Origin of the sequence: Nocardia sp. NPDC023852 (assembly GCF_040639505.1) — a bacterium.
GTDB lineage: Bacteria > Actinomycetota > Actinomycetes > Mycobacteriales > Mycobacteriaceae > Nocardia.
The window spans coordinates 135,763-152,984 of sequence record NZ_JBFAAB010000002.1 but is presented as its reverse complement, the minus strand read 5'-3'; the positions used below and the strand labels follow the sequence as shown (position 1 = coordinate 152,984).

Sequence of the window (17,222 nt, the reverse complement as noted above, 5' to 3'; positions counted from 1 at the left end):
ACACCTATGGAGAATCTATCCGCTTTCGGCGTCGGTCCGCAGTGTTGCGGCGGCGACCACGTCTCGTTCTGCGTCACACACCCTTCACCAAAACCAGCATGTCCGACTTCGGCGCGGGAATCACGATCCTGGTGTCCTCGGCGAGCGGCAGCGGGCGCGCGCCGGCCACCGACATGGTGGCGGTCGCGGGAGCCAGCGCAGGCTCGGCGGGCGCGGCGGCCTCCGAGTTTGCGTCGGCCTCGACAGCCGTCTGCTCCCGCTCCGCGGGAGCGGCGGCCGCGGCGTCCGCCGGAGTGCCGGCGGGCAGTCCGTCGGCGCCGGCCATGACCGTACTCACGTCCCACAGCACTCGCGACAGCGGAACGTCCAGTGCCTCGCAGATGGCGGCGAGCAATTCACTGGAGGCTTCCTTACGGCCGCGCTCGACCTCGGACAGGTATCCCAGGCTCACGCGCGCCGAGGTGGACACCTCGCGCAGGGTGCGGTTCTGGGCGAGACGCGCACGCCGCAGACTGTCCCCGATCGCCTCTCGCAGCAGCGTCATCTCGTTCTCCTTCGCTCCCGGTCGCCGGGCCGACAAGCTACGTCGGATCCCCACGCATGCCGTTCTTTCTCGCACAACGTCGGAGGAGGTCCGGTTGGTTCCCACGGAGCCAAATCATTCGCTCCGCCCGACGCGTTCGGCCGGACCGGGGTCCGGCTCACGCACACATCGAAGCAACTCGCGCACCGCCGTGTGCGTCGCTCCGATTCTGATAGTCCACCGGTCCCCCGGGAGTTTCAACCGCACCACTTCGGTATGTCCCGGACCAGCCAGGCCGAGAAAGACGGTTCCCACCGGGCGTCCGTCCTGCGAATCGGGTCCGGCGACGCCGGTCAGCCCCACACCCCAGTCCGCAACGCACCTCGTCCGCGCGCCCACCGCCAACTGCTCCGCGGTACTCGCCGCCACTGGACCTTCCGTCGCCAGCACTTCCGCACCGACGCCCGCGAGGCTCTGTTTGAGGTCTGTGGCATACACCACCAACCCGCCGCGCAGAACGGCGCTGGCGCCGGGAACTCCGGCGATGGTCGCGGCGAGCAAGCCCGCGGTGAGCGACTCCGCGGTCGCCACAGTCTGCCGCGCGGCCACCAACGCTCGCACGAGATCGGCGGCGGGCACGTCGGCGGTGAGCGGATCGGTCATGCGCCACGCGCCCGGCCCGGCCCGCCCGCGAACCACACCCTGGCCGCTTGGCCGACATAGTCCAGCCCGGTCAGCACCGTGAGTGCGACGGCGAGGTACATCAGCGCCATCCCGGCGTCGGCGAACCAGCCCGACAGCGGCAGCAGCAGCACCGCGATCGCCAACGACTGCACGAGCGTCTTCAGCTTGCCGCCGCGTCCGGCGGGAATCACACCGCGCCGCACGACCGCGAGCCGCAGCAGCGTCACGCCGATCTCGCGGCCGCAGATGATGATCGTGATCCACCAAGCCAGATCGCCGAGCACGGACAGGCCGATCACCGCCGACCCGATCAAGGCCTTGTCCGCGATGGGGTCGGCGAGCTTGCCGAAATCGGTGACCAGACCGTATTTGCGCGCCAGTTGTCCGTCGAACCGATCGGTAATCGCGGCGAGGCCGAACAGGGCGGCGGCGATGATCCGCCAACCGGACTCGTGCCCGTCCCCGACGAACAGCGCGACGACGAACAGCGGCACGATCGCGATCCGCAGCATGGTGAGGATGTTCGCGATGTTCAGCAGCGGCACGGCGGTCTCGGCTTGGGCGAAACCGGGCCGCATCGGGCTCGGAGCGCTCCACGGACGGTCCATCTCGTCAGGTTGCACGCTCATGCCCGCCTTGCCCACGGTCGGCTCGGTCATGGCAGCCTCGTCATCCCGTCGCGCTGCCCGGCGCGATGCGGTGAGCGGAACGACTGGAGGTGCGGCACACGTTCAGACTATCGGTAGCCGGGCCGACTAATGTGCACCCCATGACCTCTCGGGGACCATTAGGTAGTTCGACCAGCGACGCGCATCCGGGCGCGGCTTCTGCCGCGCAGACCTCCGTCCCGGCTGTCCGACGCGCGCGAACCTCCGACGTGCCCGAGATCAAGCGCCTCGTCGATGCCTACGCGGGCCGGATCCTACTGGAAAAGAACCTGGTCACGCTGTACGAGGCAGTGCAAGAGTTCTGGGTCGCAGAGCTGGACGGCCGCGTCGTCGGCTGTGGCGCGCTACACGTACTGTGGGCCGACCTCGGCGAGGTACGAACGGTGGCTGTCCATCCCGATGTCAAAGGCTCCGGTGTGGGCAAGCTCATCGTGCGGCGCCTGATCGCGGTAGCCCGTGAAATCGAGCTGCGGCGGCTGTTCGTGCTGACCTTCGAAGTGGAGTTCTTCGGCAGACACGGGTTCGTCGAGATCGACGGCACCCCGGTCACCGCCGAGGTGTACGCGGAGATGTGCCGGTCCTACGACACAGGTGTCGCCGAGTTCCTCGATCTGAGCTACGTGAAGCCGAACACCCTCGGCAATACTCGAATGCTGCTGACGCTCTGAGTCCGTCTCTACAGGAAGCGATCCATCCGTGCCGATCTTCGCCGTCCACTACGTCTACTCCGACAGCACCATCGCCGACCGCGACACCCACCGTCCCGAGCATCGGACCTGGTTGGCCGCTCTGGTCGAATCCGGCACCCTGCTGAGCAGCGGACCGTACCCGGACGGGTCCGGCGCGCTGCTCCTCTTCCGGTCGGACGACGCGGGACAGCTGAAGGAGCTGCTGACGCGGGATCCGTTCGCACGGGAGGGCCTCATCGACGACGTCCGCGCGGTCGAATGGGCTCCCGTGATGGGCGCCTTCGCGCCCTGATCACGGTCGACCACGGGTACCGAGCTATCGACCGACCCGGCTGCGTGCCGCGCCGCGGGTCCGGACCAGGCTCGCGACCGTCGCGACGATCAGGATGACGAGGATGACACCCAACGAGACCGGCGTGGAGATCTCCGGGACAACGACGTGCTCACCGCCGTTGACGAACGGCAGCGTGTTCTCGTGCAGCGCGTGCAGCACCAGCTTCACACCGATGAACGCGAGGATGGCCGCCAAACCGTAGGAAAGGTAGACCAGCCGGTCGAGCAACCCGCCGATCAGGAAGTACAGCTGCCGCAAGCCCATCAGAGCGAACGCGTTCGCGGTGAAGACGAGATAGGGCTCTTCGGTGAGGCCGTAGATGGCCGGGATGGAGTCCAGTGCGAACAGTAGGTCGGCGAACCCGATGGCCAGCAGTGCGAGCAACAGCGGTGTCATCGCGCGGCGTCCGTCGATCTTGGTGACCAGCTTGTCGCCGTCGTACTCCTCGGTAGTCGGCAGCATCCGTTTGGCAAGCGCGACGATGCGGCTGTCGCGCTTCTGCTCGTGCTCGACCTCGTGGCCGCTCTCCCGGATCAACGTGACGGCGGTGTAGACGAGAAAGAAGCCGAACAGATAGAACACCCAGCTGAACGCGCTGATCGCGGCCGCACCGACGGCGATGAACACGCCGCGCATCACCAAGGCGATCACGATGCCGATCAGGAGCGCCTTCTGCTGGTAGATCCGCGGTACCGCGAAGGTCGACATGATGATCAGGAAGACGAACAGATTGTCCACCGAGAGCGCCTTTTCGGTGACGAAGCCCGCGTAGTACTCACCCGCGAACGTCGATCCCCACTGCCAGGCGACGACACCGCCGAAAGCCAGCGCCAGCCCGATGTACACGGCGGACCAGAATCCGGATTCCCGGAACGTCGGCTCGTGTGGCGTGCGGACGTGCGCGAAGAAGTCGAAGACGAACAAGCCGAGGATCACCGCGACGGTGATTCCCCATTCGAGTGCGGTTACCTGCATGCGGTGCGCCGATCGGCAGGGAATGTCATGGTGTCCATAATGCCCAATTTGTCCGTTCACTTCTGCTTGCGGGGTGGTTGCCGAGCATACTTTCACAGGCGTTCGCCCGGGCACCGGGGCCAGGGTCGGCGAAATCGGCGGATGATCACCCGGAGCGGCCCTGACCGTGTCTTTCGCAGACCCTCGCCGGTGCCCGAACTGCCAGGGCGCTCAGGGATCACTCCTCGGGCTCGGCTCCTTCGCCGCCCGCACCGCCGCCGCGGATCGACCACAGCAACCCTTCCAGCTCATCGGGTTTGACGAGCACGTCGCGCGCCTTGGACCCCTCGCTCGGACCGACGACGCCGCGAGTCTCCATGAGGTCCATCAGCCGCCCCGCTTTGGCGAAGCCGACCCGCAGCTTGCGCTGCAACATGGAAGTCGACCCGAACTGGGAGGTGACGACGAGTTCCACCGCCTGGAGGAAGACGTCGATATCGTCGCCGATGTCGGGGTCGACGTCCTTCTTCTCCCCCGGCTTGGCAACGGTCACCCCGTCCTGGTAGTCCGGTTCGGCTTGGTTCTTGGCGAAGTCGACGACACCGTGGATTTCCTCGTCGCTGATGAAGGCGCCCTGCAGACGTGTCGGCTTGCCCGCGCCCATCGGCAGGAACAATCCGTCGCCCATGCCGATCAGCTTCTCGGCACCGGGTTGGTCGAGGATGACGCGCGAGTCCGTCAGCGAGGAGGTGGCGAACGCCAACCGAGACGGCACGTTGGTCTTGATCAAACCGGTGACCACGTCCACCGACGGGCGCTGAGTGGCCAGCACGAGGTGAATGCCTGCCGCGCGGGCCTTCTGGGTGATCCGCACGATGGCGTCTTCCACGTCGCGCGGGGCGGTCATCATCAGGTCGGCGAGCTCGTCGACGATGGCCAGGACGTACGGATAAGGCTTGTACACCCGTTCGCTGCCCAGCGGCGCGGTGATCGCGCCGGACTTCACCTTCTTGTTGAAGTCGTCGATGTGGCGCACCTTGTTCGCCTGCATGTCCTGATAGCGCTGCTCCATCTCCTCCACCAGCCAGGCCAGCGCGGCCGCGGCCTTCTTCGGCTGGGTGATGATGGGCGTGATCAGGTGCGGAATGCCCTCGTAGGGGGTGAGTTCCACCATCTTCGGGTCGATCAAAATCATCCGGACCTCATCCGGCGTCGCGCGTTGCAGCAACGACACCAGCATCGAGTTCACGAAGCTCGACTTACCCGAGCCGGTGGAACCGGCGACCAGCAGATGCGGCATCTTGGCCAGGTTCGCCGACACGAACTCGCCCTCGATGTTCTTGCCGAGGCCGATCACCAACGGGTGATGATCATTACGGGTGGACGGTGCCTTGAGCACATCGGCGAGGCGGACCAGTTCGCGGTCGGCGTTGGGCACCTCGATGCCGACCGCGGACTTGCCCGGGATCGGCGCGAGCAGCCGGACGTTCTCCGTCGCGACGGCATAGGCGATATTGCGGGCCAGCGCGGTGATCTTCTCGACCTTCACGCCCGGCCCGAGTTCCACCTCGTAGCGAGTGACCGTCGGCCCACGCACGAAGCCGGTGACCGCCGCGTCGATCTTGAACTGCACCAGAACCTCGGTGATCGCCTCGATCATCGATTCATTGGCGGCGCTGCGCTTCTTGGGCGGGTCGCCGTCGGTCAGCAGGGACAGCGGCGGCAGCGTGTAGTCGCCCTCGACCACACGATCGGTGACGAATTCGAGCTGCTTCGGCGCGGCCGGGGTCTGATCCTCGGCCACCACGGCCGGAGGTTGTTTCTTCGGCCTCGGCTTCGGCTTCGGCGCGGGCTCCTCGACCGCGATCGGCTTGGCATCGCGCAGCGGCGGTTCGCCGAGCACCTCGGTGACGGCATCGGGATCGCCGAACTCGTCGGCCGGGTAGTTCTCGACAGGCGTGCGGCCACGCCGTTTCGAGCCGGAGCGGTGCACCGGGAAGCCGTCGGCGTCGTAGTCGGCCGGATCGAATTCTCCGAATTCGCCGCCGTAGTCACCGTATTCGTCGCCACCGCCCGCCGTGCCGAAGTATCGGCGGAGCTTGTCAGGCACCTCGCGCACCGTCGTCCCGGTCACCAGCAGCACACCGAAGACGATCGCCAGCAACAGGATCGGGACCGCGAGCCAGGCGGTCAAACCATCGGTGAGCGGGCCGCCCACCACGAAGCCGACGAAACCGGCTGCGTGAGAACGCCCGTGCGCATCGGTGGGCGCCCCGGCCGCGACGTGCCACAGCCCCAGGACCGGCAAGCCGATCAGCAGCCCGCCGAGCACGAGCCGCGGGCGAATCTCGGGGCGCGGCTCGGTGCGCATGAGGACGACGGCGATCCCGCATGCGACGAAAGGCAATCCCGCCGAAGCCGACCCGGACACCGCGCGGATGACGTCCTCCACCCAGTGCCCGACCGGCCCACCCGCCGACAGCCACACTGCCGCCGCGACCACGGCGCTGAGCGCGATCAAGGCGAGCGCGATGCCGTCGCGGCGATGTCCGTGTTCGATCTCCCCGGCCCGGCTCAACGTCCGGGTGGTGGCGCCGACGGCGCGGGCCAGCATGGTCCAGCCGCTGCTGATGCCGCGCCCGAGCACCGCGAGCGGTGCGGTGTCCGACTTGCGACGCACCGGGCGCCGGACCGGCGTGGTGCGCCGACGCGGCGCCCCAGAGGTACGGGGCGTGGCCGCGCGAGACCGTGCCGTCGTCCTCCCCCGCGCCGATCCCGCCCGCGCCCGAGTCGTCGTGGTGCTGCGGGACTTACCTGCCATGGACCCAGGCTAGCCGCAAACGCCCCATCCGGACCATCCGCAACACTGGTATCGCCGGTCGCAGCCGCGGGCGAGACGGAATCACACCGAGCGGTCCAGGTCGAGCACCGCGCGGACGGCGTCGGCGTCACCGCTGGTTTCCAGCAGAACCTCGTCTCGCCCGAAGGCATGCAGCAACAGCTCCGACGGCTTGCCGGTCAATGTCACCACCACGCCGCCGGACGCGGACCGGGCAACCACGCGCCTGCCGTCATGCGTCCGTAGGGCGACCGTGACAGGCGCCTTCCGGTAGGACATCGACGCCATCCTGCGCACCTGCGACCACAGCGTGTCCTCGTCGGCGGCGGTCAGCTCGCGCGGCTGCCAGCGGGGGGCGGCGCGGCGCACATCCTCGTGGTGCACGAACATCTCCGACAGGTTGACTACCGCGTCGACCGGCCGCAGCGGCGACCACCACGGCGGACCGGTGCGCACCTGCTCCAGCAGCGCGGGAAACGGTTTGCTCGCCACCTTCGTCTGCACCCGGTCGAGGTAACCTGCGAAGGGCTTCAGCAGGATTCCCGGTGCGGCATCGGGCCGCCGCTCGCGAACCACGACATGCGCGGCGAGATCCCGCACCGTCCACTCGGCACAGAGGGTCGGCGCCTCCGGCCCCGCGGATCGCATCGCCTCGACGAGACCCTGACGTTCCCGCCGCGCCATAGTCATACCCCGAACATACTCACTCGAGCGCCCAACCGAAGGCAGGTCACCCAGGCCACATTTCGGTTTCGCCGCAACTCCTGTGCCGCTCGGCGGACGGCAGCCGAGGTACTGGAAGAGCGAATCATGCGCTGCCGAGGCCCGGGTATTTCGTGCGGCCGGCCTGTGGGCACACCATTGGGAAGCGGCAATAGTATTGCTCAGCAATGGGATTCGCAGGCAGTACATCCACAGAACTGTGAAAATCCAGCGGGCCGGAGGCTCCGTTCTGGACGACAGTGTCCCGGTACAGGCGCGCAGCGGCAGGTCCTCGTCGCGGGAACGCGAACTCCATACCCGGGAATCTCCGGCTAGCGCAATGAGAGTCGGCTATGTACCTTTGTCACTCGGTCCATCGGGTCGTGGACCTAATGACAAGAAGGGCAAATCCTCCGTGAAGAAGCTTGCTAGCGGTGTGGCCGCGCTGGCGGCTGCGGGTACCGCGCTGGCCATCAGCGCACCTGCGGCACATGCCTACACCAACAACTACGGCGCCATCGCGCTGTCCACCTCGACCGGGCTGATCGGGTATTCCTACGACTACCCGGACTCCGCTGCCGCAAAGCGACGCGCCATCAGCTCCTGCGGCGCGGCGGACTGCAGCACAAGGGTCTGGTTCGCCAACGGGTGCGGCGCCGTGGCGTACTCCAGCGGCAACGGCAACTGGAGCTGGGCATACGCCTCGTCGCGCCGTGCCGCGCAGAGCCGAGCCTTGTCCAGCAACAGTTCCGACGCCTACATCGTGCACTGGAACTGCACGTCCAACCACGGCTGACGTCCGGGATTCGAGTCGAAGGAAACATCGTGAAGCATCGCATTTTCCGGACCGCCGTGGCAGTCGTTCTCACCGCGGCGGCCTGCTCACTGGCCGCCTGCGCCTCCAACGACGACTCGTCGTCCCCGAGCACCAGCGCCAACCCGAGCAATGCTCCGGGCGAACTGGAGGGCGGCTCGGACAAGGGTGACAAGGAGACCGGCTCCGCGCCGACCACCCCGTCCTCTCCAGCGCTGGCCAAGCCCTCGGTACAGCAGCTCAACGAGCGGCTGCAGAAGGCGTTCGATCCGAACGTGCCGAACAAGGAGAAGATCAGCTGGATCCAGGCCGCCGAGCAGGATCCCTACCTGGTCGCCAACCTCGTCGACGCGGCGAAGAAGCAGAACGTGAAGGTCGAGGTCACCAATGTGGGCGACCCGAAAGACGGCAAGCTGAAGGCCGACGCGAAAGTCACCATCGACGGCACCCCGGTGGACAACGCCTTCATCCAGTTCGTCTCCGAGGGCGGCGAATGGAAGGTCGACCACACCTTCGCCTGCAATATCGTCAAGAGCGCGAAGATCGAGTCCGCGGCCTGCCAGGAGTAACCGCGCCCGAATGAATGAAAAGCGCCGAACGGCCCAGCCGTCCGGCGCTTTTCCTCGTTCGGTGGTCAGACGCCGATCACGGTCGGCACGATCATCGGGCGACGGCGATACTTGTCGGCCACCCAGCGACCGACCACCCGGCGCACACCCTGCGCGATCCGGTGGGTGTCGGTGACACCCTCTCCCGCCAGTCTCAGCAGTTCGATTTCCACCAGTTCCGCCGCGGCGATGAGCGCGGTCGGATCGTCGGAGAAGCCGCGTCCGCTCAGTTCGGGGGTGCTCACCGCCTTGCCGGTGGTTTCATCGATGGCGACGGTGATCGAGATGAAACCACCCTCGCCGAGCACGAGCCGGTCCGACAGCGTCGATTCACCGACATCACCCACCGAGAGCCCGTCGACGTACACGTGCCCGACCGTCACCCGGCCGACGATCGAGGCGATGCCGTCGACCAGATCGACCACGACGCCGTCCTCGGCGAGCACTACCCGGTCTTCGGGCACACCGGTCGACACGGCCAGAGCCGCGTTGGCGCGCAGATGCCGCCATTCGCCGTGCACCGGCATCGCGTTGGTCGGCCGCACCGCGTTGTACAGGTACAGCAGCTCGCCGGCGGACGCGTGCCCGGAGACGTGCACCTTGGCGTTCTGCTGGGTGATCACCGTGGCTCCGAGCCTGGCAAGGCCGTTGACCACGGCGAACACCGAGTTCTCGTTGCCGGGGATGAGCGAGGAGGCCAGCACCACCAGGTCGTCGGCGCGGATGTTGATCTGACGGTGGTCCCCGCGGGCCATCCGCGACAGCGCCGACAGCGGCTCGCCCTGCGAACCGGTCGAGATCAGCACCAGCCGATCGCCGGGCAGCGTCGCGGCGACATCGAGGTCCACGACCACGCCGTCCGGCACGGTGAGATAACCCAGATCCTGTGCGATCTGCATGTTGCGGACCATCGAGCGGCCGACGAAGCACACTCGCCGCCCGTACTTCTGGGCCACGTCGACCACTTGCTGAATGCGGTGCACGTGACTGGCGAACGACGCGACGATCACTCGGTGGCGGGCCTTGCCGATCACGGTGTCCAGCACGCCGCCGATTTCACGCTCCGGGGTGACGAAGCCGGGCACCTCGGCGTTGGTGGAGTCCACCAGGAACAGGTCGACGCCCTCGTCGCCGAGGCGGGAGAATCCGGCAAGGTCGGTGAGTCGTCCGTCCAGCGGAAGCTGGTCCAGCTTGATGTCACCGGTGTGCAGGACGACACCGGCGGGTGTGCGGATGGCGACGGCGAGCGCGTCGGGAATGGAGTGATTGACCGCGAAGTACTCACAGCCGAACGGGCCGTGCGTGGTGTGCTGGCCCTCGGTCACCTCGATCAGCTTCGGATGCTGGCGGTGCTCCCGGCATTTCGCGGCGACCAGCGCGAGGGTGAATCGTGACCCGATGACCGGTATGTCCGGCCGCAGCCGCAGCAAAAACGGCACCGCGCCGATGTGGTCCTCGTGTCCATGGGTGAGCACGACGGCAACCACGTCGTCCATCCGGTCCTCGATGGGGCGGAAGTCGGGCAGGATCAGGTCGACGCCGGGCTGCTGGTCCTCCGGGAACAGCACACCGCAATCGACGATCAGCAGCTTGCCGCCGTACTCGAAAACGGTCATGTTGCGGCCGATCTCGCCGATGCCGCCGAGGGCGAAAACGCGCAGACCCTGCTTGGGTAGGGCGGGCGGGGCGCCGAGACGGTCGTGTGCGGCGACCGGATTCGGCGGCGGAGGGGGCGCTTCGGCACGGCCACGACCGGGCTGCTGGCGTCCCCGACCCGAACGCCGCGGCTGCCCGTCGCGCGGCGTGGGGTCCTGCTTCGCCTGCGCAGACTTCTTCGCCTTCTTCTCGGGCGGCACGGTCACCTCGTCCTGGACGGTCACCTCGGCGGGTGCCGCGGGCTCGGGATGTTCGGCGCGCTTGGGCTGTTCGGTCCGTTTCGTCTGGTCGACCGGCGTGGACGGTGCAGGCGCCCCGGAGGCGCGGGACGCACTGCGGCGAGGGCGACGGGCCACAGGATCACTCATGAAATCACCCCGGCGGTCCGCAGATCGGCGGCCAGCATTTCCAGTTGCTGAGCGTCGGGCATCAGCTGTGGCAGCCGCGGTTCACCGACCTCGATGCCGAGCAGCCGCAGCCCGCCCTTACTCATCGCGACGCCGCCGAGCCGGGCCATCGCGGTGTTCAGCGGCAGCAGCGTGGCATTGATCTCGCGGGCACGGCCCACCTCACCGGCGGTGTAGGCCGCCAGCAGGGCACACAACCGCTCAGGCACGAGATGCCCGATGACGCTGATGAATCCGACCGCGCCCACCGAGAGCCACGGCAGGTTGAGGGCGTCGTCGCCGGAGTAGAAGGTCAGGCCGGTGTTCGCGATGAGTTCCGCGCCCATGTTCAGGTCACCCTTGGCATCCTTGACCGCGACGATGCGTGGATGCTCGGCGAGAGTGCGGATGGTGTCGCTGGCAATCGGGACGACCGACCGGCCCGGAATGTCGTACAGGGTGACCGGCAGATCGGTGGCATCCGCGACGGCGGTGAAGTGCGCGACCAAGCCCGCCTGGCTGGGCCGGGAGTAGTACGGCGTCACCACGAGCAAACCGTGCGCGCCGGCGCGCTGCGCGTTGCGCGCGAGCTCGATCGAGTGCGCGGTGTCGTAGGTTCCCGCCCCGGCGATCACGGTGGCACGGTCGCCGACGGCATCGACAACGGCGCGCAGCAGGTCTGCCTTCTCCGATTCGGTGGTGGTCGGCGATTCGCCGGTGGTTCCCGAGATCGCGAGCAGGTCGACACCGCGGTCGACCAGGCGGGCCGCGAGCGCGACCCCGGCATCGACGTCGAGCTTGCCGTCGGCACTGAAGGGGGTCACCATCGCGACGCCTACTGTGCCGGACGCGCGCAGCTCCGTTGGCGTCGATTCACCGTTCGTCATGGTCAGAAAGGCTACCCGGTCTAGGACACGCCCTCGACACCCTCGTCGACGTTCGGACCTGCCCGGCCCGGCGAATCGCTTCCCACGACAGCACAATGATGTCGCCCTTACCCTTGTAAGGCACCGTCGATGACGCCACACTGATGTCATGGATCTGAACAAATACACCGCGCAACTGCGCGAGAACCTGATCGCGGCCGGAGCCCTCGGTGACGAGAAGACCCAGGCCACGGCGGCAGCGCTGGCCACGGCAACGGAAGGCTCGGCACGGCTGGTCTTACTCGCCGCGCTGTCCGAGCTCGCCGCCGAGGTCGGTGCAGCGCTCGGCGACCGTACGGTGCACGTGTCGGTCGACGGCACAGATGCCTCGATCGATGTGCGCAAGAGCACCGCAACCGACGAGGCACCGACGTTCGAGGAGATGACCGGCGATATCAGCCGCGTCACGCTCCGGCTGGTCGAGCAGATGAAGGCGCGCGCGGAAGAGGCTGCCGCACAGAGCGGTCAGTCGCTGAACTCGTGGCTGTCCGGCGCCGTGCACGGCGCGCTGCGCGACCAGATGCGGGGGTACGGGTCGAAACGCGACTCCTGATTCCACGGCGCGCCGGAGCCGGCCACGTCACCGGCTACAACAGCGGTGCGAGATTGCCCCGGTCACCGATCACCACCTCGTCGAGTTCGAGCCAGTCGGCCATCTCACGCAGCGCACCGGTGAGTGCGTGCGCGGTAGCCAGGGTGTCGTACCCGGGTTCGGCGAACGCCCCCGGCACCCGCAGGCGACCGGTAGATCGTTCCGCGCGCAGGTCGACGCGGCCGACGAGTTCGCCGTCGAGCAGGAACGGGAAGACGTAATAGCCGTGCACCCGTTTGTGTTCCGGGGTGTAGATCTCGATCCGGTAGTGGAAGTCGAAGATCCGCTCGGTGCGAGCGCGGAAGAAGATCAGCGGGTCGAACGGGCACAGCAGCGCGGCGCCCTCGACACGGCGCGGCGTGGGCGCACCGGCCCGCAGGAAGCCGGGTTTGTCCCACCCCTCGACCGCCACCGGGATCAACTCACCCGCGTCCACCAGGTCGGCGATAGCCGGTTCGGTTTGGGTACGGTGCAGGCGGTAATAGTCGCGCAAGTCGGTCTCGGTGCCGATGCCGTGCGCGATGGCCGCGCGGCGCACCAGCTCGCGCACCGCGTCCTGTTCGGAAACGGTGCGCGCCAGTACGTCCGCCGGGATCACCCGCTCCGTGAGGTCGTAGTGCCTGGCGAACCCGACGCGTTCGGCCACGGAAAGTGAACCGGCGGCGAAAAGCTGCTCGCAAATCATCTTGGTGTCACTGAGATTCCACCAGGAACCCTTGGGTCGCGGCTTGTCCAGTTCGAGATGGCGTTCCACCTCGCCGGCGGTGGCCGCTCCGACCTCGGTGATCACGTCCACAATATCCTTGCCCAGCGTGGGATTGCGCTCCACGACCTTGCGCATGCCGGACCAGCGCCCGTGCTGGTACTGCGACATCCGCCAGCGCATCAGCGGCCAGTCCTCGACCGGAATGAGCGCGGCCTCGTGTGCCCAGTACTCGACGAGTGCACGCGGCCGCCGCACGCCGTCGCTCCACGCGGCCTGGTCGAGCAGCGTGCGGTCATAAGCCCCGATCCGGCTGAACACCGGCGCGTAGTGCGCTCGCACCACCGCGGACACCGAATCCAGTTGCAGCAGTTGGGTTCTGTCCAGCACCCCGAGCACGGACCGCCGGGTGACCCGCGCGGGCCTGCGCGCACCGAAACCCTGCGCCGCCAACGCCGTTCGACGCGCCGCCGCCGCACTCATGTTCCGCATGAAGGGAACTTTGCCATGCGGGACCGACAGGTTTGTCGCGGCGGTCGGGCCGCCGATCGGCCCGTCGGCGCCCCCCAGCCGCTGTGGACCGCGCTAGGTCGATACGGTCACCACGCCCGCCGCGTCGATCTCCAAGCGGCGGTCCTGATCCGACGCCATCGCAAGCACGGTTGCGAGAATGCGCCGGCCCACCGGCAGGACACGGACAGTGACCGACCCTTCGTTCGCGGCGTCCAATTCGCGAGTGGCCGCTTCGATCACCCGCCGACGTACCCCGCGTGGGACTCCCGCGAAACCGCCGTCATCGAGCAGGACCACCTCCACGCCGCGCGAGCGTGCGCCACGTGCGGCGCTGCTGAGCTGGTCGGTGACCAGCTGCGGCGCCCGGAGTCCATCGCGCAGTTCGGCTTCCAGGAGTCTGCACTGCTCGCGCTCCCCCACGGTGAGCTCGTCGCCGTCGGCGATGCGCTCCAGAATCGGCCGCACCACCGCATCCAGCCTGGCCAGCTGCCTGTTCCGTTCCCCGTTCTGCGCGGCCATACCAGCCTCCGCGGCAGTGCGCATGGTCGCCTCCTCACGCAGCAGACGCAGCGAACGCTGGGTCGGGCGCATAATCGCCGCGAACAGCGACACCCCCGCGACCGTGGCGACCGGGACTATCGAGCCGACGACCACACCGGATCGCGGTCCTGCTACCACACCGACCACCGCGATCACCACACCGATACCCGCGACACCGAGCCAGGCCGCGCCCAGCCGTCCGCGCAGCACCAGCACCGCGAGCAGATACGACGAGGCGAACGCCGTCCACACTTGCCTCGATGACCCGTGCTCCACGTCGAACGAGGTCAGGATGGTCGCCAGAGGACCGGAGGCGGCAACGAACACGCTGGCGGGCCAGGGCAGCGGATCCACCGGGACCACCAGCACCACGACCCCGGCCGCCGCGAGCAGCACCAGCGCGGCGCTGGGGGCGACCAGTCGCGATTCTGAAAAATTCCGAACCATGTACAACACGATGGTCGCCTCGAGGATGATCAGGAACAGCCAGGCCGCCCGGTCGCGCAGGCCCAGCAGATCGCGCAGTCCGGACCCGGTGTCCTGGTCAGCCATCGCTACCCCACACGAGTGTCACAGTCGTGCCCTCATTCGGCTGCGATTCCACGAATCCGGCGCCGCCCGAGAGGCGGCGCATGCGGCCGAGGATGCTCACCGAGATACCGAGCCGATCGGCGGGTACTTCACTCAGGTCGAAACCAGCGCCGTCGTCCCGAAACACCACGCGGATTCCGCCCGCGCTGATCGTCACGGTGACGGTACGCCGCACCTCACGGCCCGCGAATGTGGCGTGACGCAAACTGTTGCGTGCCGCCTCGGCCAGCGCCGCGGCGATCGTACTCGCGGCCTCCACCGGCAGGTGCAGATCGTCGAATCCCGCCCAGCGCCGCGCGGTGAACCGGACGCCGGGGTTTACCTCGTGCACGGCCGAGCGCAGGAACCCGATCGCGGAGTGCGCGTCCAACCGGTCGGGTTCGACCTCGCCGACCCGGCATGCGTCGAGTTGTTCCAAAGTCCGCTCGGCCTGTCGGCGCAGCACCGGCGATTCCGTTCCGCCGCGCGAAGCGTCCAGCAGAGTCGAAAGCACGGCGTCGTGGATCAGAGCGGCGAAGCGCGCCCGCTCACGCTCCCTGGCCGCCGCGCCCGCGACCGCCGCGGCCCGACTGCTCTCTATCGCCGACTCGCGGTCGACCCGGTCGGCGGCGACCCTGGCATGGATAGCGCACCACAGGAACAACGCGCTGAGCCCGGCTGCCCTGGCGAAATCACCCAGCAGTGAGAGCATTGTGGACTCCCGCAGCACGGCCAGATTCGCGAGCGCACCGAGTGCGGCGCTGACCAACAGGTACGCAATGGCCAGCGGCGGAGGCCAAGCAAGGACGGCCGCAAGAACACCCAGTGCGAGTACCCGGTACAGCCACACTGAGGCACCATCGGCCTCGGGCTGCGAATAGGCGAACGGGACCACCGCCATCGCGGCGACGAAACTCACGGCCGCCACACCAGCGACGTACTGGACGGCGCGGCAACTCATTCCGACCGAGACGATCGCGAGCACCGGGAACAACCCGAAGGCCAGCACCACCTCGACCACCGTCCATCCGAACGGCACGAACCGGGTTTGGTCGGCGATCTCGGGCAGCTCGACGATCGCGGCGATCATCCCTGCGATCCCGATGGCCAGACCGAGCCTGCGCAGGATGCGGCCGGCGACGCCCTCGGACGCCTTCTCCCTGGACACCGCGGCAATTCTGCGGCGCCACCGGCTCGTACGGGGTCGGTCGAGCAGGGTGGAGCGGGCGGGCTGCGCGGTGTCCAGCATGCTGGACGCGATCATCCGCGTGGATGGCGCTCGGGAACCGGTAGCCATCCGTCCTCTACCGCCCGCTTGTACAGGTCGGTCTTGGTCGGCGCCGGACGCCCGGCGTCGGCGTACTTCTGCCGGATCCGGCCGAGATAGTCGTTGACCGTTTGCTCGGACAAACCGGTCAGCCGCGCGACCCGAGACGCCTTCTCGCCGGACGCGTACAGCGTCAGCACTTCTTCCTGGCGCGGGCTCAGACCCACGTCGGACAACTGTGGATCACCATCGATGGCGGCCGCCCAGTCGGTGGTGACCACCTGTTCGCCCGACGCCGCGCGGCGCACCGCGGCAACCACGGTCGGCACATCCTCGGACTTGCGCACTACTCCGAGCACACCGGCGCGCGCCGCGGAGCGCACCAGGAACGCGTTGTCCGCTCCGGTGAAAACCAGCACCTCGATGCCGCGGTCACGCAGTGCGCGCACGTTGTCCTCGGGTGTCGACCCGTCGGCCAGCCGCAGATCGAGCACGACCAAGTCCAGCTTCGGCGCGCCATCGGCGGCGTTCAGCAGGTCCGGCACGGTGCCGGAGGCCAGCACCAGATCGAGATCGGGTTCCGGCGCAAGCATCGCGGCGAGACCGATCGCGACGGATTCGTGGTCTTCGACCAATCCGATCCGACGCGGTGCGTTCTCGCCTCCTTCGGCCCACGTCACGTGACTCTCCAATCCCGCGTTTTCCCATATCCCCACCCGAACAATCGCTGTGCCAGTATGCCGGGCCGGCACTCGGAATGGTCAGACACCAGAAATCGGGGGATCCCTTACTCCATGAGTCCCGCGGCCAGCGTCGCGCCGAGTTCCCAGCACCGCTGGATGTCCTCTTTGTCGGGCGGGCCGGAGACGACCACCGTCGCGGCGACACATTCCCAGCCCAGGCCTTTCGTCACACGCTCCACGCCGCGCTCCGCGCCCTCGGTTCCCTCGTTGCCGTGCAGGTAGAGCCCGTACGGGCGACCGCGGGTGGAGTCGAGGCACGGGTAGTAGAAGGTATCGAACGCGTGCTTGAGCGCACCACTCATGTAGCCCAGATTCGCCGGGGAGCCGAGCAGGTACCCGTCGGCTTCCAGCACATCCGGTGTGGTGACCGCCAGCGCTGCCCGACGCGCAACCTCCACACCTTCGATCTCGGGGGCGGTGGCACCGGAGACAACGGCCTCGAACATCGCCTGCATATGGGGGGACGGCGTGTGATGGACGATCAGCAACCGGGCCACAGTGCGATGGTATC

18 protein-coding genes are annotated in these 17,222 nt (G+C 67.8%); 5 read left to right on the top strand and 13 right to left on the bottom strand.

What is annotated here, in order from left to right:
* Positions 1-73 precede the first annotated feature (73 nt).
* The 3 genes from AB0H00_RS04375 to pgsA all read right to left on the bottom strand — a co-directional run bounded on the left by AB0H00_RS04375 (position 74) and on the right by pgsA (position 1,785).
* Positions 74-544 carry a helix-turn-helix transcriptional regulator gene (locus tag AB0H00_RS04375; RefSeq protein ID WP_357260677.1) on the bottom strand — a complete coding sequence of 157 codons (471 nt, stop codon included), beginning with the start codon at positions 542-544 and terminating at the stop codon, positions 74-76.
* 114 nt (positions 545-658) lie between these two features.
* Complete coding sequence (locus AB0H00_RS04370) at positions 659-1,186, bottom strand: CinA family protein (protein ID WP_357260675.1); 528 nt, start codon at positions 1,184-1,186, stop codon at positions 659-661.
* A complete protein-coding gene (pgsA, locus tag AB0H00_RS04365) occupies positions 1,183-1,785 on the bottom strand; it encodes a CDP-diacylglycerol--glycerol-3-phosphate 3-phosphatidyltransferase (RefSeq protein ID WP_357262327.1) in 603 nt (200 codons plus the stop codon). Before pgsA ends, AB0H00_RS04370 begins: the two co-directional genes overlap by 4 nt.
* 191 nt (positions 1,786-1,976) lie before the next feature.
* On the opposite strand from pgsA, the gene AB0H00_RS04360 reads away from it, so the two are divergent.
* A complete protein-coding gene (locus AB0H00_RS04360; RefSeq protein ID WP_357260672.1) occupies positions 1,977-2,543 on the top strand; it encodes an amino-acid N-acetyltransferase in 567 nt (188 codons plus the stop codon).
* 28 nt (positions 2,544-2,571) lie between these two features.
* The gene (locus AB0H00_RS04355) at positions 2,572-2,856 is read left to right on the top strand and encodes a YciI family protein (RefSeq protein WP_357260669.1); all 285 of its coding nucleotides are present in this window, start codon (positions 2,572-2,574) and stop codon (positions 2,854-2,856) included.
* A 24-nt stretch (positions 2,857-2,880) separates the two neighbouring features.
* On the opposite strand, the gene AB0H00_RS04350 is transcribed toward AB0H00_RS04355, so the two are convergent.
* The 3 genes from AB0H00_RS04350 to AB0H00_RS04340 all read right to left on the bottom strand — a co-directional run bounded on the left by AB0H00_RS04350 (position 2,881) and on the right by AB0H00_RS04340 (position 7,381).
* On the bottom strand, positions 2,881-3,873 hold the full coding sequence (locus AB0H00_RS04350) for a TerC family protein (RefSeq protein WP_357260666.1): 993 nt from the start codon (positions 3,871-3,873) through the stop codon (positions 2,881-2,883).
* Between the two features lie 217 nt (positions 3,874-4,090).
* On the bottom strand, positions 4,091-6,673 hold the full coding sequence (locus AB0H00_RS04345) for a DNA translocase FtsK 4TM domain-containing protein (protein WP_357260663.1): 2,583 nt from the start codon (positions 6,671-6,673) through the stop codon (positions 4,091-4,093).
* A gap of 81 nt (positions 6,674-6,754) precedes the next feature.
* The gene (locus tag AB0H00_RS04340; RefSeq protein WP_357260660.1) at positions 6,755-7,381 is read right to left on the bottom strand and encodes a TIGR03085 family metal-binding protein; all 627 of its coding nucleotides are present in this window, start codon (positions 7,379-7,381) and stop codon (positions 6,755-6,757) included.
* A 427-nt stretch (positions 7,382-7,808) separates the two neighbouring features.
* On the opposite strand from AB0H00_RS04340, the gene AB0H00_RS04335 reads away from it, so the two are divergent.
* Entirely contained in the window at positions 7,809-8,189 is a 381-nt protein-coding gene (locus AB0H00_RS04335) for a DUF4189 domain-containing protein (protein WP_357260657.1), read from the top strand.
* A gap of 29 nt (positions 8,190-8,218) precedes the next feature.
* Positions 8,219-8,776 carry a hypothetical protein gene (locus AB0H00_RS04330; RefSeq protein ID WP_357260655.1) on the top strand — a complete coding sequence of 186 codons (558 nt, stop codon included), beginning with the start codon at positions 8,219-8,221 and terminating at the stop codon, positions 8,774-8,776.
* 65 nt (positions 8,777-8,841) lie between these two features.
* Here the strand turns inward: AB0H00_RS04330 and AB0H00_RS04325 are convergent, their stop codons facing one another.
* Both AB0H00_RS04325 and dapA read right to left on the bottom strand, forming a co-directional pair.
* On the bottom strand, positions 8,842-10,839 hold the full coding sequence (locus tag AB0H00_RS04325) for a ribonuclease J (protein ID WP_357260652.1): 1,998 nt from the start codon (positions 10,837-10,839) through the stop codon (positions 8,842-8,844).
* Positions 10,836-11,744 (bottom strand): 4-hydroxy-tetrahydrodipicolinate synthase, encoded by a 909-nt coding sequence (gene dapA, locus AB0H00_RS04320; protein ID WP_357260648.1) that lies wholly within the window; start codon positions 11,742-11,744, stop codon positions 10,836-10,838. Before dapA ends, AB0H00_RS04325 begins: the two co-directional genes overlap by 4 nt.
* A gap of 148 nt (positions 11,745-11,892) precedes the next feature.
* Here dapA and AB0H00_RS04315 point away from each other — a divergent pair, with 148 nt between their 5' ends.
* Entirely contained in the window at positions 11,893-12,336 is a 444-nt protein-coding gene (locus AB0H00_RS04315; protein ID WP_357260646.1) for a hypothetical protein, read from the top strand.
* 34 nt (positions 12,337-12,370) lie between these two features.
* Here the strand turns inward: AB0H00_RS04315 and AB0H00_RS04310 are convergent, their stop codons facing one another.
* The 5 genes from AB0H00_RS04310 to AB0H00_RS04290 all read right to left on the bottom strand — a co-directional run bounded on the left by AB0H00_RS04310 (position 12,371) and on the right by AB0H00_RS04290 (position 17,208).
* Positions 12,371-13,570: a crosslink repair DNA glycosylase YcaQ family protein gene (locus AB0H00_RS04310; RefSeq protein WP_357260643.1), complete on the bottom strand. Its 1,200-nt coding sequence runs from the start codon at positions 13,568-13,570 to the stop codon at positions 12,371-12,373.
* Positions 13,571-13,663: 93 nt separating this feature from the next.
* Entirely contained in the window at positions 13,664-14,683 is a 1,020-nt protein-coding gene (locus tag AB0H00_RS04305; protein WP_357260640.1) for a hypothetical protein, read from the bottom strand.
* Positions 14,676-15,965, bottom strand: coding sequence for an ATP-binding protein (locus tag AB0H00_RS04300; RefSeq protein WP_357260637.1), 1,290 nt, complete (start codon positions 15,963-15,965; stop codon positions 14,676-14,678). Before AB0H00_RS04300 ends, AB0H00_RS04305 begins: the two co-directional genes overlap by 8 nt.
* Positions 15,962-16,648: a response regulator transcription factor gene (locus AB0H00_RS04295; RefSeq protein ID WP_357260634.1), complete on the bottom strand. Its 687-nt coding sequence runs from the start codon at positions 16,646-16,648 to the stop codon at positions 15,962-15,964. Before AB0H00_RS04295 ends, AB0H00_RS04300 begins: the two co-directional genes overlap by 4 nt.
* A 107-nt stretch (positions 16,649-16,755) precedes the next feature.
* Positions 16,756-17,208: a flavodoxin family protein gene (locus tag AB0H00_RS04290; protein ID WP_357260631.1), complete on the bottom strand. Its 453-nt coding sequence runs from the start codon at positions 17,206-17,208 to the stop codon at positions 16,756-16,758.
* Positions 17,209-17,222: the final 14 nt, after the last annotated feature.

Excerpts from the sequence above, each read along its gene's own strand:
- AB0H00_RS04300 (WP_357260637.1), bottom strand. The coding sequence starts at position 15,965 with ATGATCGCGTCCAGCATGCTGGACACCGCGCAGCCCGCCCGCTCCACC.
- AB0H00_RS04310 (WP_357260643.1), bottom strand. The coding sequence starts at position 13,570 with ATGCGGAACATGAGTGCGGCGGCGGCGCGTCGAACGGCGTTGGCGGCG.
- AB0H00_RS04360 (WP_357260672.1), top strand. The coding sequence starts at position 1,977 with ATGACCTCTCGGGGACCATTAGGTAGTTCGACCAGCGACGCGCATCCG.
- dapA (WP_357260648.1), bottom strand. The coding sequence starts at position 11,744 with ATGACGAACGGTGAATCGACGCCAACGGAGCTGCGCGCGTCCGGCACA.
- AB0H00_RS04375 (WP_357260677.1), bottom strand. The coding sequence starts at position 544 with ATGACGCTGCTGCGAGAGGCGATCGGGGACAGTCTGCGGCGTGCGCGT.
- AB0H00_RS04345 (WP_357260663.1), bottom strand. The coding sequence starts at position 6,673 with ATGGCAGGTAAGTCCCGCAGCACCACGACGACTCGGGCGCGGGCGGGA.
- AB0H00_RS04370 (WP_357260675.1), bottom strand. The coding sequence starts at position 1,186 with ATGACCGATCCGCTCACCGCCGACGTGCCCGCCGCCGATCTCGTGCGA.
- AB0H00_RS04315 (WP_357260646.1), top strand. The coding sequence starts at position 11,893 with ATGGATCTGAACAAATACACCGCGCAACTGCGCGAGAACCTGATCGCG.
- AB0H00_RS04340 (WP_357260660.1), bottom strand. The coding sequence starts at position 7,381 with ATGACTATGGCGCGGCGGGAACGTCAGGGTCTCGTCGAGGCGATGCGA.
- AB0H00_RS04350 (WP_357260666.1), bottom strand. The coding sequence starts at position 3,873 with ATGCAGGTAACCGCACTCGAATGGGGAATCACCGTCGCGGTGATCCTC.
- AB0H00_RS04325 (WP_357260652.1), bottom strand. The coding sequence starts at position 10,839 with ATGAGTGATCCTGTGGCCCGTCGCCCTCGCCGCAGTGCGTCCCGCGCC.
- pgsA (WP_357262327.1), bottom strand. The coding sequence starts at position 1,785 with ATGCGGCCCGGTTTCGCCCAAGCCGAGACCGCCGTGCCGCTGCTGAAC.
- AB0H00_RS04305 (WP_357260640.1), bottom strand. The coding sequence starts at position 14,683 with ATGGCTGACCAGGACACCGGGTCCGGACTGCGCGATCTGCTGGGCCTG.